The sequence below is a fragment of the Rhodocytophaga rosea genome, assembly GCF_010119975.1.
Taxonomy (GTDB): Bacteria; Bacteroidota; Bacteroidia; order Cytophagales; family 172606-1; genus Rhodocytophaga; species Rhodocytophaga rosea.
In genome coordinates, this window is the sequence record NZ_CP048222.1 from 4,416,773 (window position 1) to 4,431,632 (window position 14,860).

Annotated in this window: 14 protein-coding genes; 8 read left to right on the forward strand and 6 right to left on the reverse strand. The window is 41.6% G+C overall.

Translation table 11 applies throughout. From position 1 onward, the window contains the following. The first annotated feature begins 54 nt into the window (after positions 1–54). Positions 55–1,311 (forward strand): ArnT family glycosyltransferase, encoded by a 1,257-nt coding sequence (locus GXP67_RS18275; RefSeq protein ID WP_162444458.1) that lies wholly within the window; start codon positions 55–57, stop codon positions 1,309–1,311. Positions 1,312–1,442: 131 nt separating this feature from the next. Next, positions 1,443–2,450: a helix-turn-helix domain-containing protein gene (locus GXP67_RS18280; protein WP_162444459.1), complete on the forward strand. Its 1,008-nt coding sequence runs from the start codon at positions 1,443–1,445 to the stop codon at positions 2,448–2,450. Positions 2,451–2,463: 13 nt separating this feature from the next. On the opposite strand, the gene GXP67_RS18285 is transcribed toward GXP67_RS18280, so the two are convergent. Further along, positions 2,464–3,330 carry a sugar phosphate isomerase/epimerase family protein gene (locus GXP67_RS18285; RefSeq protein ID WP_162444460.1) on the reverse strand — a complete coding sequence of 289 codons (867 nt, stop codon included), beginning with the start codon at positions 3,328–3,330 and terminating at the stop codon, positions 2,464–2,466. Positions 3,331–3,614: 284 nt separating this feature from the next. Here GXP67_RS18285 and GXP67_RS18290 point away from each other — a divergent pair, with 284 nt between their 5' ends. Then, complete coding sequence (locus tag GXP67_RS18290; RefSeq protein ID WP_197901709.1) at positions 3,615–4,277, forward strand: vWA domain-containing protein; 663 nt, start codon at positions 3,615–3,617, stop codon at positions 4,275–4,277. Positions 4,278–4,496: 219 nt separating this feature from the next. Beyond that, on the forward strand, positions 4,497–5,498 hold the full coding sequence (locus GXP67_RS18295) for a WD40/YVTN/BNR-like repeat-containing protein (RefSeq protein ID WP_162444461.1): 1,002 nt from the start codon (positions 4,497–4,499) through the stop codon (positions 5,496–5,498). A gap of 9 nt (positions 5,499–5,507) precedes the next feature. Here GXP67_RS18295 and GXP67_RS18300 read toward each other — a convergent pair whose 3' ends face one another. The 4 genes from GXP67_RS18300 to GXP67_RS18315 form a co-directional block, all read right to left on the reverse strand. Continuing rightward, positions 5,508–5,702 carry a hypothetical protein gene (locus GXP67_RS18300; RefSeq protein WP_162444462.1) on the reverse strand — a complete coding sequence of 65 codons (195 nt, stop codon included), beginning with the start codon at positions 5,700–5,702 and terminating at the stop codon, positions 5,508–5,510. After that, positions 5,674–6,282, reverse strand: coding sequence for an IS630 family transposase (locus tag GXP67_RS18305; protein ID WP_232064508.1), 609 nt, complete (start codon positions 6,280–6,282; stop codon positions 5,674–5,676). Before GXP67_RS18305 ends, GXP67_RS18300 begins: the two co-directional genes overlap by 29 nt. 5 nt (positions 6,283–6,287) lie before the next feature. Beyond that, entirely contained in the window at positions 6,288–6,719 is a 432-nt protein-coding gene (locus GXP67_RS18310) for a helix-turn-helix domain-containing protein (protein ID WP_162441767.1), read from the reverse strand. Between the two features lie 303 nt (positions 6,720–7,022). Then, positions 7,023–9,425, reverse strand: a complete 2,403-nt coding sequence (locus GXP67_RS18315; protein ID WP_162444463.1) for a PAS domain-containing protein — start codon at positions 9,423–9,425, stop codon at positions 7,023–7,025. Positions 9,426–9,778: 353 nt separating this feature from the next. Between GXP67_RS18315 and GXP67_RS18320 the strand changes: the two genes are divergently transcribed. Beyond that, the gene (locus GXP67_RS18320; RefSeq protein WP_162444464.1) at positions 9,779–10,687 is read left to right on the forward strand and encodes an NAD(P)/FAD-dependent oxidoreductase; all 909 of its coding nucleotides are present in this window, start codon (positions 9,779–9,781) and stop codon (positions 10,685–10,687) included. Positions 10,688–10,763: 76 nt separating this feature from the next. On the opposite strand, the gene GXP67_RS18325 is transcribed toward GXP67_RS18320, so the two are convergent. After that, positions 10,764–11,318, reverse strand: a complete 555-nt coding sequence (locus tag GXP67_RS18325) for a DUF6624 domain-containing protein (protein WP_162444465.1) — start codon at positions 11,316–11,318, stop codon at positions 10,764–10,766. 160 nt (positions 11,319–11,478) lie between these two features. Here GXP67_RS18325 and GXP67_RS18330 point away from each other — a divergent pair, with 160 nt between their 5' ends. The 3 genes from GXP67_RS18330 to GXP67_RS18340 are packed head-to-tail and all read left to right on the forward strand — an operon-like array spanning position 11,479 to position 14,732. Continuing rightward, the gene (locus GXP67_RS18330) at positions 11,479–12,105 is read left to right on the forward strand and encodes a 3-keto-disaccharide hydrolase (RefSeq protein WP_162444466.1); all 627 of its coding nucleotides are present in this window, start codon (positions 11,479–11,481) and stop codon (positions 12,103–12,105) included. After that, complete coding sequence (locus GXP67_RS18335; RefSeq protein ID WP_162444467.1) at positions 12,102–13,013, forward strand: carbohydrate kinase family protein; 912 nt, start codon at positions 12,102–12,104, stop codon at positions 13,011–13,013. The genes GXP67_RS18330 and GXP67_RS18335 overlap by 4 nt, the downstream gene beginning before the upstream one ends. A gap of 27 nt (positions 13,014–13,040) precedes the next feature. Beyond that, positions 13,041–14,732 (forward strand): GMC oxidoreductase, encoded by a 1,692-nt coding sequence (locus GXP67_RS18340; protein WP_162444468.1) that lies wholly within the window; start codon positions 13,041–13,043, stop codon positions 14,730–14,732. Positions 14,733–14,860: the final 128 nt, after the last annotated feature.

The following is a 14,860-nucleotide window of genomic DNA, read 5'->3' on the forward strand; positions in this document are numbered from 1 at the left end:
TTTGAATGGCAAATATAGCTATTTTGTGCCTGGACATTCACCCCAATACAAATTATGCGACGAAGCCGCTCGGTTTTTTTATGGATAATAACCAGTGGTGCCATTCTAGCTTTGATGCTAGTATGGTTTGCCGGGTATAGCCACGGTCCACGTTTTACCTACGATTCCATTAATTATATTTATGCCGGACATGCCCTGATAGAAAAAGGAGAATTTTTGCGTCCGCATGAGCAGCCTTATATTGAATGGCCTCCTTTATATCCGATGCTGATTGCTGCCCTGGATGTGTTTCCTGGAAATTTACTCCTCAAGATTTTAGTGATACAAGCCATCATCATGAGTGTAACTGTCGGACTTTCAATCAAACTGGCATATAACTGGATAAAAGAGCCTTTTGTTTTCGGAGTTTTCTGTATGGCAATCGTATTTTCTACCCCACTTCTGGTAGTAAATCATTTTGTATGGTCCGAATCTTTGTTCTGCCTGTTAACCGTAATTCAACTTAGTGTACTGATACATTATATACAGTACCCACGGCCTTTAAGCCTGGTTGATCTGATGCTGGCTGGCATGCTGTTGTGCCTGCAAAGGCATGTAGGCATATTTTTTATCATAGGTACCAGCATAGCCATCTGGCTGTATACGGCTGAGGTTTCTTTGATTAGGCGCTTTCAAAGAGGTGTCCTATATGGGCTTGTATCAATTATTCCACTCCTTCTCTGGTGGGCGAGAAATTATCTGGTCAAAGGACAGATCATGAACGATTACAGTGAAACCATATTTAGTGTGGGCATAGGGGAACATTTTCTGGCATTTCATCAGGTACTTACTGCCTGGTTTTTACCCAATAAATTACCTGTTCTTCTCCGGATAGGTTTGCTATATAGTGTCATCATCTGGCTGGTTGTTTTTATTAAACGTAGCCTGGCTAATTCCAACAAAGCTTTAAAAACAGTTTCATATGATCTGATTGATAAATCAAGAATAACAGGCGTACTGACTGTATTTTTTCTGAGTTATTTTCTGTTGGCATATGCCGCTAGCTTTACGGTAAACGAATACATAGACGACCGCATTCTGGCACCTGTTTATGTGACTGGTATGTTGCTGTTTTTTGGATTAGTAGATCAGTATCTGATGACTTTTACTAAACCCAGGGTAAAAAAATACCTTGTCTATATCTGCCTGCTCTGGACACTTTACCCCTTAGCCCGCTCCCTTTCCTATGTGAATTTGTGGCATTCGCAGCCAGTGTATCTTCCATACAGCCAGCCGGTAGAAGAAAGAGTGCAATACCTGTTTCATTTTTAAAGCCTTGATCTGCGTTATTTTTAAGGTGATTATATATGAATTAAGGGAGTGTCCACTTTTTGTATACTTGCCTGGTTTGCTGTCTGCCTGTAAGCCTGCTTATCTTTGATACCAACAAAAAAAGCTTTTTTATGTCTTTTTACAATATGGTACAATCAGAAAAGCCTGCAACTCTACTGGAAATCTGGGAGGCCATCAGCACAGCATTCACTCATAACCAGAATGAGCAATTTCAAATAACTGATCCCAGACATGGAGATTTTACGGTTCACATAGAGCAATATGCTGATTTTTCCGTCATGAATAATATATATCAGCCCAGGCAGGAAACCCTGCATATTCCCATCCGGCCTCAGGTTCCTTCGCTGCTGATGTCTTTTTGCCTTTCAGGCAAACCAGGTTTGTCTGGTGATAGATGGGAAGCAAGCTATGAGGCCAATCAGGCTCTATTCAATGTTTTTCCGGCCAGGAATTCTACGTATGTTTTACCGGCAAATACCCAGCACGAAGATCTGGTAATTAAGTTAGAAATGCATACTCCTTTTTTAGAAGAGTTTACCAGCGATTCTGATGATCAGCTGAGCAACTTATTATACAAAGCCACTATCCATGAAGAAAGCCTGCATTCTCTACAAGGCAATCTGACGATAGACCAGACAGCATCCGAAATTCTGGCAGGTATTCAAAAATGCCCGTACACCGGAAAATTACGGGAAGTATATATGGAGTCGCAGGTAAAGTTATTGTTGGTACATCAGTTGTCGGTAGTGCATCGCCTGCAACATTCCAATAAACCAGATACAACCGCTAAACTGACAAAAGCAGACCAGGAAAAATTACAGGAACTGAAGCTTTACCTGGAAAGCCATTTTTTAGAAGATCATTCCCTGCAAAGCTTAACCAAACAGTTTGGGTTGAACCTGTTTAAGCTGAAATACGGATTTAAAACGCTTTTTAATACCTCTGTGATGAAGTTTATTGATGACAAAAAGCTTCAGTATGCCCACCTGCTTCTCCAGCAGGAAAATGTAACCGTATTTCAGGTAGCCGATACACTTCATTATGGGCATTATAATAATTTCAGTGCCGCCTATAAACGGAAATTCGGATATTCACCCCAGCTATTGCGGAAAGGATAGCCGATCGGATTGTTTACTTTTTATTGGCGTATACTTCTTTGAGTTGCGTAGTCAGGTATTGGTAAGCTGCTGGTGCTTCCTTGGTTAAATCACCTGGGCGGCCTTCGATTACGATGGGACCTTTGTAGCGGATAGCTTTTAATGCCTGGAAATAGGGTTTGAAATCTTCGCCTGCAACTCCCGGAAACGTGCGTTTTTCTTTTTCAGCTAGTTCTACATATACAATCCATTTGGCGGCATCAATAATATGCTGAGGCGGCTCATTCTCCTTGAGCATGTGGTAAATATCTGCATTCAGCCTAAAGTTAGGATGATTTACATTCTTTACGATTTCTGCGGCTTCTTCCAGGGTATTGATAAAATTAGTTTCTGTTTTATTCAAGGCTTCTATAACAAGCATAATTTCATGTTTTTTGGCTATTAAGGCCATTTTGCTGCACAGTTTAGTAAATTCTGTTTTTGCCTGCTGTAGATCATATCCTTCCGGCAGCCTTCTCGGACCGCCGCTACCGAGTACGATTAATGGGATATTTGCCCTTTTCGCCCGGTAAAAAACAGTATCTAAATAATTCATAATCCGCTGTTCATTCACCTGCGGACCGGTTATTTTGATGCTGCCAGGAAACAGAATATTGCACAGGTATAGCTTACTCCTGGTTTGTTTTATTTTCTTGAGATTAGCTTCAAAGTCGGCTTCAGATAGGCTAGGAGAGAGCATTTTACCCACCGATTCACCGATCAGGCGGAAACCGGAAGCATACAATAAACTGTCATTACTTAACGATTCTACTACACCCAATGTGGGAAGTTTTTGTGCAGTGGATGAATAATTACAGCATAAACCTATTACTAACGAAAACAGATAGAACCAGACTCTCATAAATTAAATTCTTGGAGAAAATTGCACAAAAAGCCCTAAGATAGAAAAATACAAGATTAGCCAAACAACTCTGGTAAGAATCTCTCTGAATGAATAGTATTTCAACCTCTCCTAATCAGGAAAAACAAATGTGACTGGTAAATATGGAATTGACATTTGGAGGAAATGATGCGTAGTAAAGTCAATCTTAGGAGGTTAAACTTTTTCAGAAGGCAGGAACTTCTATAAACTTTTTGCGTTACATAGAAGCTTTTATTTTTCACCATTTTAAACACACGCTACTTATGAAAAATCTAACCGAAATTGTTTGCGTACTGGATCGTTCTGGTTCTATGGCGAGTATTGTGGATGACGCCATTGGCGGATTTAATACTTTTTTGAAATCGCAGCAGGAAACACCCGGCGAGGCTATCATGAGTGTGGTGTTATTTGACAATGAATATGAGATGTTATACAGCGGCAAACCTCTCTCCAGCATCCCACCATTCAACCGGGATACTTTTGTACCCAGAGGCAGCACTGCTTTGTATGATGCGATTGGAAGAACTATTCACGATGTAGGTGTGCGTTTAGCCAGCTTACAGGAATCTGAAAGGCCGAATAAAGTATTATTTGTCATTTTGACTGATGGACAGGAAAATGCAAGCCAGAAGTATTCCTCTGCACAAATTCAGCAGATGATCACCGAGCAGCGCAATGTATATAGCTGGGAATTCATATTTCTGGCAGCCAACCAGGATGCCTTTGCCGTATCGGAAAGCATGGGAATATCTAAGGGAAATGCCTTGAATTTTGCGGCTACTCCTGCTGGCACCCAGGTAATGTATGAAAAAATGAGTAAGGCCACTTCTAAATACCGCTCTGCGAACTTTGATAAAGCAATGAGAGACCGTCTGCTCGATGATTTTACAGATGAGGCGAAAAATTCGGATAAACCATTTAAATAATAATTTGTAAAAATCACCAATAAGTGAATATTCCAGATTGCAAAAACATAAAAAGGGCGTAATTCTACACGCCCTTTTTATGTTTTGACTATTCAAGTCTGACATATGCCTTTCCGGGTTACCCTAAAACGACTTTTACATTTCGTTAACATTCTTTTACAAGCCCTTAACCAGGGTTCAGCACAATAATTTGTAGGTTTGGTTAAAACAAGTATAGTCATGAAAATCTATAACCTTGCCTTTTTGCTCCTTCTTCATTTTCCCTTTGCCTGTAATGAGGCAGTAGACTTTCTATCCTCTTCTTCAATCACGGATAGTGGGCCAAAACTAAATAGAAACAAGCCTAAGCTTGTAAACATTGTTTTTAAATCTACGGATGGGGGACAAACATGGCAGGACATGAGCGAAGGACTGCCTGAAACTGTGCAGGCAGGTGGTTTTTTTGCTAATGAGCGTGGACTCTATGTACGTGCCGGAAATGGAATATACCACAGTAAACCAACTGCCACTGCTCCTTTTTGGAAAAAAGAGATGTTTCCTGACGGGCATAGCAGCATGGCTCCTGCAAATACTGGCATATTTGCATACAATTACCTGGATGGCCAATTTTTACTAAAAATAAACGGAACGAGTTTATGGTTGCCCATGTACACGAAATTTCAAGAGAAACAGGTACGCACCGTTTTTGAAACTGCCTGGGGCACCGCTTTCATAGGCTGTGACAAAGGCCTTTTTAAGTCCATTAACGGTGGAAAAACCTGGCGACAAGTCCATACAGGAGGCTGGGTAATGAAATTGGTAGAGTCAAACGGTGTACTTTTGGCAACCAGCCAGGGAGGGATATTAAGATCGAGCGATGAGGGTGAAAACTGGGAGCTGGTGATCAGTGAGGGCGGTGTGGGTATCGCTGTAGAACGTATTAAAGGCGGATTCGCTGCGATCACTTACAATACAACTTCGGAAACCAGAAGAGTGCGAACCTCCTACGACGGAGGTAAAACATGGCAGTCTATTGATGCCGGTCTTCCGGCAAGTCTGTTGGTTGCCTCCATTATTGAGGTAGGCGACTACTTCTTTTGTGGACATCCTAGTGGCATTTATAGATCAGCAGACAAAGGAAAAACCTGGAAACTGATACTTCCTTCCATTGAAAATAAGGTCTTCAATTTATCCCTTTCAGGCAATGTGATTTATGCCATACCCAGAGAGGGAGGATGTTGAAAATTGGGGTTACTTTCGTCCGGTGCGTGAAAGTTTGCTCAAGTGGCGGAAAGGGTATTGAAAGACTACAGTTGTTGGTGTATTAACCCCGATATAGCACAAGCAGGCACTGTCGGTAGCGGTTGATTCAGTAGAGTAACGCAGGCGGAAATAATCCTTGTTAAATGCTAAGTAATTAAACACAATTAAGTATAATATTTTCATCTACTTCAAGTTTTTTAAAATCAAGTTTAAAGTAAGTACCCAATCCTGAAAAGATGGTATAAAGTGCCTCCTTAAGCGCTTCTACAGACAGATAGTCTTCGGCTTTGAGCCAATGATATTTCACCTGCTTCCAAAATCGTTCGATCCTGTTAAGATGAGGACTATACTTAGGCAGCAAAAAGATGTATAATCCTTTCTGTTCCCATTCTTCTTTTTTGACTTCCCATAGGCCACATGTATGCCAGGAGGCGTTGTCTAAGACTATGACAGTAAACTTGGAAATAGATGTTGAGAAGGCCTCTACACATTCAATGATAAAGTCAGCGTTTAGACTCCCACTTTTCTGATAAGTAAGCAACTCATTATTTGTACTTAACAAGCCAAATACATTTATCCTTGTACTTCTTTGGGATAAAATAGGGGCGTGTTCGCCTTTTTTGATCCATCCATAAGGTACACAAGGGGTAAGGCAAAACCCTGATTCGTCTCCAAAATATAAATCTATACTGCCTGTCTGTGCCAAATAAAGCAAAGCATGTAATCGCTTGACTTTCTGCTCATATGCTTCTTTGTTTTGCAATGGCTTTATCCATTTACGGAAACGTTTCCATCGGCAGTCAATTTTTTTAAAAACCGCTTCAAGGTCATCTCACTCATAGCCGTGCCTAATTTAGCTTCTATCTCTCGCTTAGCTAATTTAAGTTGTTGTTTTTCTTTCTCTATGCTATTTTCCACTACTTCAACATGGGTAGCATTACTGGTAGTAAGGATGGGTTTTCTGCCTTTCCCTTTTTGGTTCTTTAACCCTACCACACCTGTTTTCTCAAAGCGATCAAACCACTTATAAATACTTAACTGACTTACTTGAAAAATGCTTGCTAACTTCTGTACTTGATAGCCTTGATTGGATAACAGTATACATTGGCAACGGTTACGTTCCTGATAACTTTTACTATCTTTATGAATCTTCTCTAAGTCTTGTTTTTGCTTGTCTGTAATCTTCTTGATATAACGCATAAGCAAAGATACAATTTGCCAAAATCTTATACTTAATTGTGTACTCTTACTTACATTCCTTCTGCGTTAAATTACTCCCAAGTCAGCTTTCCATCAAGGAACATTGCTGCCTGGTTTATTTATCGATATAGCAGCCATTGTTTTTTGCCAAACTATATGGTGGTTTATTCGCTAGCAAAAATGGTTGACGGTATGCATTCGTTTAAGTTAGGTATTATGAATGTATTCCTAACTCAAGACACTAGCAACAAAAGTAACGAACAACTACCAACGATTTAATACAAGCTGTTTTACTGGTACCAATCAGAATTGAACTGTAAATGTGGTTCCTTCGCCTAACACACTTTCTGCCTCAATGGTACCTCCGTTATTTTCCAGCATACGTTTGATCATGTACAAACCAATGCCAGATCCTTCTACATGGTTATGAAAGCGCTTAAACATGGTGAATAAATTCTGCTGCTGGCTGGCAGATAGACCCAGTCCATTATCAGTTATTTTCAAAATTACCCTTCCATTTTCTTCATAGGTTGCAAGGCAAATCTGAGCCCTACGGTCTGGAGAACGGTACTTAATAGCATTCGAAATCAGGTTGAATAAAATACTCCGCACATTCTGACGGGAATAAAAAATACGTTCCACACATAAGTTCAGCTTGATTTGAACACCCGACTCCTGAATGAGTTCCTGCAGATCCGACTGAATCCCGGTAAGCAGGTCGGGGAAGAAAATGGTTTCCTTTTCCTCGCCTGTCTGCCGTTGTACTTTAGCAATCTGTGTCAGGTCATGAATGGTTTGTTGTAAACGGCCTGCCGAAAGATCGATCATATCCAGGAGTTCTTGTCCTTTTTCGTCGAGTTTGCCAGAAGAATTCCTGCGGAGGTATTTGAGCAAACCAATTAAAGAAGTAACCGGAGATTTTAAATCATGGGAGGCCGCATATACAAAATTATCGAGGTCAATGTTTACTTTCGTTAACTTCTCATTTGTTTTGGCCAGATTTTCGTTGGTGTGTAACAAAGCTTCATTGCTGGCATGAATTTCATCGTTGGCAGCTATTAATTCTTTGTTTGCTTTAGCTAATTCTTTACTCAATGCCTGTAGCGCCAGCTCTCCTTGTTTGCTTTCTGTAATATCCAGAACCACCCCAGCTATTCTGACCGGCTGCTCCTGCTCATAAAATACCTGTCCTTTTACAGAAATCCATCTCCGTTCTCCATCTGCCCTTATAATCTGGCACTCAAGCTGTAAAGTGCCTGTAGATCGTGCCATACTGAAACTGGCTTTTACATTTTCCCGGTCTTCTGGTACAACATGGGCTATAAATGTGTCAATTCCCCATTCAGGTAATGTGCTTTGGTAGCCAAAAATCTGGTCATGGTGCAGCGACCGCAGCGATTGATCTGTTTGCAGATCCAACTGCCAGGTGCCCATTTTTCCAGCCTCTAAGGCAAGCCGCAGATTTTCTTCGCTGTGTTCTATCTTTTGCCTTACCTCTATTTGTTCGGTTACTTCAAAGGCAAATACCAGAATGCCATTAATCTCTCCTTCAATATCCCGCATGGCCTGGTATACAAAATTTACATAAATCTTTTCCATTTGGCCGGTATTAAACCGGTCGATGGTGAGGGGCACTTCCTTCCCGATAAATGGTTTGCCTGTTTGATATACCCCATCCAGGATCTCCTTAAAGGGTTGCGAACGCAGTTCAGGCAAGGCTTCCAACAGCGTTTTTCCGATTAGTACCCGGTTAGAAAATAGCTGCTGATAGAGCGTATTCACCAGTTCGAAAGTATGTTCAGGGCCTTTTAAAATACAGATCATAGCCGGTGCATCCCGGAACATATCCTGCAATAGCTTGGTCTGCTTTTCTGCTTCTTTCCGGGCAGATTGCTCCATTGCCATTTGTTTCTCCCGTTCCGACTCCTGTTTGCGTTCGGTAATATCCATTATAATTCCGGAAATACCCATAGGGGTTCCCTTCATATTATAATATGCTTCTCCTTTGAAATGAACCCAGTGAATACTTTTATCAACCCGGCGGATACGCACTTCACAATCCAGATAACCATTTTTTAGTCCTTGCTGGTAATTCTCTTTAAACACCTTCTTATCTTCTGCTACAATATGGGCTAATAGAATAGCCTGGTTCCATTCCTGTAAAGCCTCCTCATATCCGAAAATCCGGTCGTAGCCAACAGAACGGGTAATGGTTCCCTGCACAAGGTCTTCGTGCCAGGTACCCATTTTCCCGGCTTCCAGAGCCGTTTTAAGCAGTTCTTCATTACGTTCTGCTTTCTGGCGGGCTTTCACAGAAGTAGTTACTTCACTGGCTAACTGGATAATACCAATCACTTCGCCTGCCTCTTCTCTAACCGGCTGATAGAGTATATTAAAATAGCAGAGTTCCATTCTGCCATTCCGTTCTAAAGGTGCGGGCATTTCGTTACCGGAGAATGATTTTCCGGTTTTCCATACTTCCTCTAATATCTCCTCAAATCCTTGTCCGGCTACTTCCGGTAAGGCCTCAAACAAGGGTTTGTCCAGTACTTGCTCCGGATTACGCCCCCAGATTTCCCGCATCACCGGATTGGCAAAGGCAATGGTATAGTTTTTACCTAAATAGATGCCAATAGCTACTGGTGCTTGAGCGTATGATTGTAATAACAGTTGGTTCTCAATAAGAGAAGAAACAGAATTTTTCAAAGAGAATATGCAGGTTTTGGAATGGGTAACAAAGGCATCTAAGATAAAATTCAAATGTAGCACTGCGGCTATTTAAAATACATTACAGGCTGGAAGAATATATATCGTAAGCACTTTTTATATTTAATCTTGTATTGGCTCTATGCTCCATTGATCCAATATTCTATATAAAAAATCAACTTAATGAATTGATAAAGATAAATGTAAAGCATAGACTTTCCAAAAGTCATATTCTGTGCTAATTATTGTACAACCAATGTGTAATAAAATTGTTTAATTTCTTTTTGCAACACTGTTGCAAAAAGAAATTAATTCCCTAATTTTGTTCAGAATAAATTCAACTTTCAGGAAAAATGACAGGCAATAAAAACTTCGATGTTATCATTATAGGTGGCAGCTATGCCGGGCTTTCAGCAGCAATGGCGCTGGGACGTTCACTGCGGAAGGTGCTCATTATAGATAGTGGCAAGCCTTGTAACAGGCAAACGCCGCGTTCCCATAATTTCATCACCCACGACGGAGAGAAACCCCAGGACATTGCCAGAAAAGCAAAAGAGCAGGTATTGAAATATGAAACGGTACAATTCATAGAAGCGCTGGCTACTGGCGGATCTATAACCCAAGAGGGTTTTGAAATTGAAATCAGCAATGGCGATAGGTTTAATGCCCGGAAATTACTTTTTGCCACTGGCGTTGCCGACCAGATGCCTGCCATTGAAGGTTTTGCCCAATGCTGGGGAATTTCGGTATTGCATTGTCCGTATTGCCATGGCTACGAAGTGCGGAATACGAATATGGGTGTGCTGGGCAATGGTGATTTAGGCTTTGAACTAAGCCGGCTTATTCATCACTGGAGCGGTCAACTCACTTTATTTACCAATGGAAAATCGACACTTACTGCAGAGCAAACCAGTAAACTACAGTCTCATCAGATTGAGATTATCGAAACAGAAATAGCAGCACTGGAACACACCAATGGCTATATTGACCATATCGTTTTTAAAAACGGAAATACCAATAACATTTCTGCCTTATTTGCCAGGGTTAACTTTACCCAACATTGCCAGATTCCGGAGCAACTGGGCTGTGCCTTAAACGAGCAAGGATACATTAAAATAGATGATTTTCAGCGGACAAGCTTACCTGGCGTATATGCGGCGGGTGATAATACCATCATGTTCAGGTCGGTTGCTATGGCTGTAGCTGCCGGAACAAAAGCAGGCGCTGTAATTAACAAAGAACTAATTGATGAAGCGTTCTAATATTAAAATTATTGATATTAAATTGGTTATGAAAAATACTTAAGTTAAACATCAGAAATCTGGAGAGGTATACAAATTAAATCCAGCCCACTTTCTTTCTCCAGGCATTAAATTCCGGATCGGTATGCAGGTCTGTGGGAAGCTCAGTTTTAGTTGCTTCGGTGATAATATCCATGGAATGTGGTTTTAATGCCAGTTTTGTTCTAAGTGCATTTACCTTGTTCTTATCTTCTACCGGATATAAACCTTTGTCCTCATACTGAGTGCCATATTTTTGCGGCTTTCCCTCAAAGTAACAGATCCGATCATGCAAATATGCCAGCTGTTGTGGATTAACAGTTCCGGCGGATTGCTCCAGTAAAGCATAACAGCTTTTTATAAATACCGGATCGCCAATGGAATGCTGCACAATAAGCCAGGCAGCTTCGCTCGCTTCCTTTCCTACTTTGGGTATGGTTGGCCATCCAATTTGTGCAATGAGTTGTTTTAGTCTGGCAGCATTTTGTTTATGTACCGCTTCCATCTCCGGATTATACCCTGGCGATAATTTATTTTCTTCCTGCAATTGCTGCCTGACTTCTAAATCATATTTAGCAAGTTGTATGAGTTCCGCTGCGATAAGATGATGCATGGCTAGAGACTTTTACTGGAATTTTATAATTCAATATGCCTGATTACAAGTCATTAATCAGAAACCCATTCCTGTTACAAAGAAAATGAGGGGCTTTACAAGGCAATGTTCCTTCTTTTAATGTAATTTTAGCTTTAAATTATACAAAAGGCTATACAATATGAAAAAGCTGTTAATGCTGTTTTGTCTGGTAAGTTCCATATCCGCTTTGGCACAGGAATGGAAACCGCTGTTTAACGGAAAGGATTTACAAAACTGGGCGCATGCCGGGGATGGAAAATTTGTGATAGAAGATGGCATGCTCAAAACGGAAGGAGGCATGGGTCTGCTGTGGTATACGCCGCAAAAGCTTGAAAATATCCGCCTGAAAGTAGTGTATAAAGGTGCCGCTGCCAACAATGCAGGCGTATTTATCCGGATTCCCGAAAAACCCACAGAAGCCTGGATGCCGGTAAATAAAGGTTATGAAGTGCAGATTGACGACCGGGAAGATGAATTTCATAAAACTGGCGTACTCTATTCCCTTACCAAAGCTAAAGCAACGCCCGGAAAAGCGGAGGGATGGAACGAAATGATTATTACACTGGCTGGAGAACGCACCCAGGTACATGTCAATGGGGTGCTGGTCACTGATTACAAAGAAGGCGATATCGTTCCTAAAAAAGCGAAAGATTACGAACCAGACAGAGGCCCCAGGCCAACAGCTGGCTATGTTGGTCTGCAAAATCATGGGGGCGATGATGTGGTTTATTTCAGAGAGGTCAGTTATCAGCCCTTACGTAAATGAAGCCAATAGTTGCAGTAGTCGCCGATCTTTGCCTGGATATATTGTTTACCGGGGAGGTAATACCCATATATGGACAAGTGGAACAATACGTGGATGATTACCACATCGAACTGGGTGGCTCTGCCGGTATTTTTGCTTCTCAATTTACTAAACTAGGTGGTAGTGTAGATTTGTATGGCGTGATAGGCAACGATTTTTTTGGCCGTTTTCTTAAAGAGCGCCTTCAGGAACTCAATATTTCTACCCGGTATGTAACTTCTTCCAAATCATATAAAACAGCTGTTGGATTAGGTTTGGCTAAAGGAAATGACAGGGCGATGCTTACCTACAAAGGTAGTTTCAACGGTGTTACGGCCAATGGCATTATGGAATCTGGTATTTTGCAAAAGGCTTCGCATCTGCATATCGCCAGCTATTTCCTGCTGGAACAATTACAAGCATTCTGGCTCGAGGAACTGCCGATTCTGAAGGCGAAAGGCATAACCATTTCTCTGGATACCAACTGGTCGCCTGAAGAAGACTGGCACAAAGTACATGCAATATTGCCTTACATCGATGTATTTATTCCCAATGAAGAAGAGGCCTTACGTATTTCAGGTAAAGCAGATGTGGAGCAAGCAGGAAGCTGGCTCAGTCATTTTGGTGGATGGGTAGTAATTAAGCAGGGAGAAAAAGGGGCTACCGTATTTAATGGATCTTCTGGGCAGCATTTTACCATACCAGAATCGTTATCAAAAGGATTGAAGATTGCTGATACGACCGGCGCAGGCGATAATTTTGATGCCGGATTTTTGTATGCCTGGCTTAAAAGAGCTTCTTTAAAGGAATGTGTAAACTTAGCCATGCGTTGCGGAACCGGTAGTTTATCCGCTATCGGGGGTATTGAGGGGCAAATTCAATTACCATAAATTTTTTATTCTATTTACAAATTAAGTATGGAAACTGCTTTTGATGCGATTGTAATTGGTTCGGGTATTTCAGGGGGATGGGCTGCCAAAGAACTGTGTGAAAGAGGTCTGAAAACGCTCGTGCTGGAAAGAGGCCGGGATGTAAAGCACATCAAAGATTATCCCACGGCCAATATGCATCCCTGGGAATTCAAACACCGGAACAGGATGCCGCTTGCATTTAAGGAGGCTAATCCGGTGATTACCAAAGCGGCCGGTTTTGGGGAAGATACGGCTCACTTTTTCATTAAAGACGAAGACCATCCCTATGTGCAGGAAAAGCCTTTCGATTGGATACGGGGATATCAGGTTGGAGGGAAGTCGCTCATATGGGGAAGGGCTTGCCAGCGCTGGAGTGATAATGAGTTTAAAGCACCCGGCAGGGATGGCTATGGCATTTCATGGCCAGTGGGGTATGCGGATATAGCGCCCTGGTACTCGCATGTAGAAAAATTCATTGGGGTGTGTGGTAATAAAGACGGCATTGAGGCCATGCCAGATGGTGAGTTTCTGCCACCCTATGATTTTAATTGTGTAGAGCAACACATGCGGGATACCATCCGCGAGCATTTTCCAGGAAGGCACGTAGTACAGGGAAGATGGGCACACCTGAGCGAACCGAAGCAAATTCACTTTGACCAGGGACGAGGTAAATGCCTGACCCGGACATTATGTATGCGGGGTTGTCCATATGGCGCATATTTTAGTTCAAATTCTTCTACCTTGCCCTGGGCGGAGAAGACCGGTAATTTGACGATCCGTCCTTTTTCGGTGGTTCATTCTATTGTATATGATGAAAAATCTGGGAAAGCAACTGGCGTAAAAGTAATTGACAGTACTACCAAAGAAGAACATATTTTTAATGCCCGGATTATTTTTGCCAATGCTTCCTCGCTGAATACCAACCTGATTTTACTCAATTCTATATCCAACCGTTTTCCGAATGGCTTGGGTAATGACAGTGGCTTGCTAGGAAAATTTATCGGATTCCATATTTACCGGGGTTCTGCCAATGGACGAATTGAAGGCTTTGAAGATAAATATTTTTATGGCCGGAATCCTACCGAATGCATCATTGCCAATTACCGGAATTTGTACAAACATGATATGGATTTCTTTGGCGGTTATACCATTTTTACCGGTGGCTACCGGGAACGGGTACATGGATTACCGGATGGTGAACCACAGTTTGGTGCCGAATTTAAAGAGGCTGTAAGCAAACCTGGTAACTGGCGGATTTATATGTATATGCAAGGTGAAACTGTTCCTAAAAAAAACAACCAGGTATACCTGAGCAAAGACAAGAAAGACCAGTGGGGCATTCCTTTACTGGTTACTGATGTAGGCTATGATGAAAATGACGAAAAAATGGTAGCTGATTTTCTTAAAGAAAGCCGCCTGATGCTTGAAAAAGTAGGCTGTAAGGATATTTCTACCCATGATAATAAACAAGCGCCCGGCCTGGACATTCACGAAATGGGCGGCGTACGTATGGGCAAAAACCCGGCAGACTCGTTGCTTAATGAACATAACCAGCTCCATGCCTGTAAAAATGTGTTTGTAACTGATGGTGCCTGCATGACCAGTACCGGTAACCAGAGCCCTTCTATACTCTACATGGCACTTACCGCCAGGGCTGCTGCGTATGCGGCTGATCAGTTTAAAAATGGAAGGCTATGAATTGAAGATTGAAATATTTGAAGACTTGCTTCTGATAAGAAAACCTTTATAATATTATAAACACCATTTTGAGTATTAATAATAACAGCATTTATATCCGCCCTGGAGGAAAAAGCCTCTATACTCAA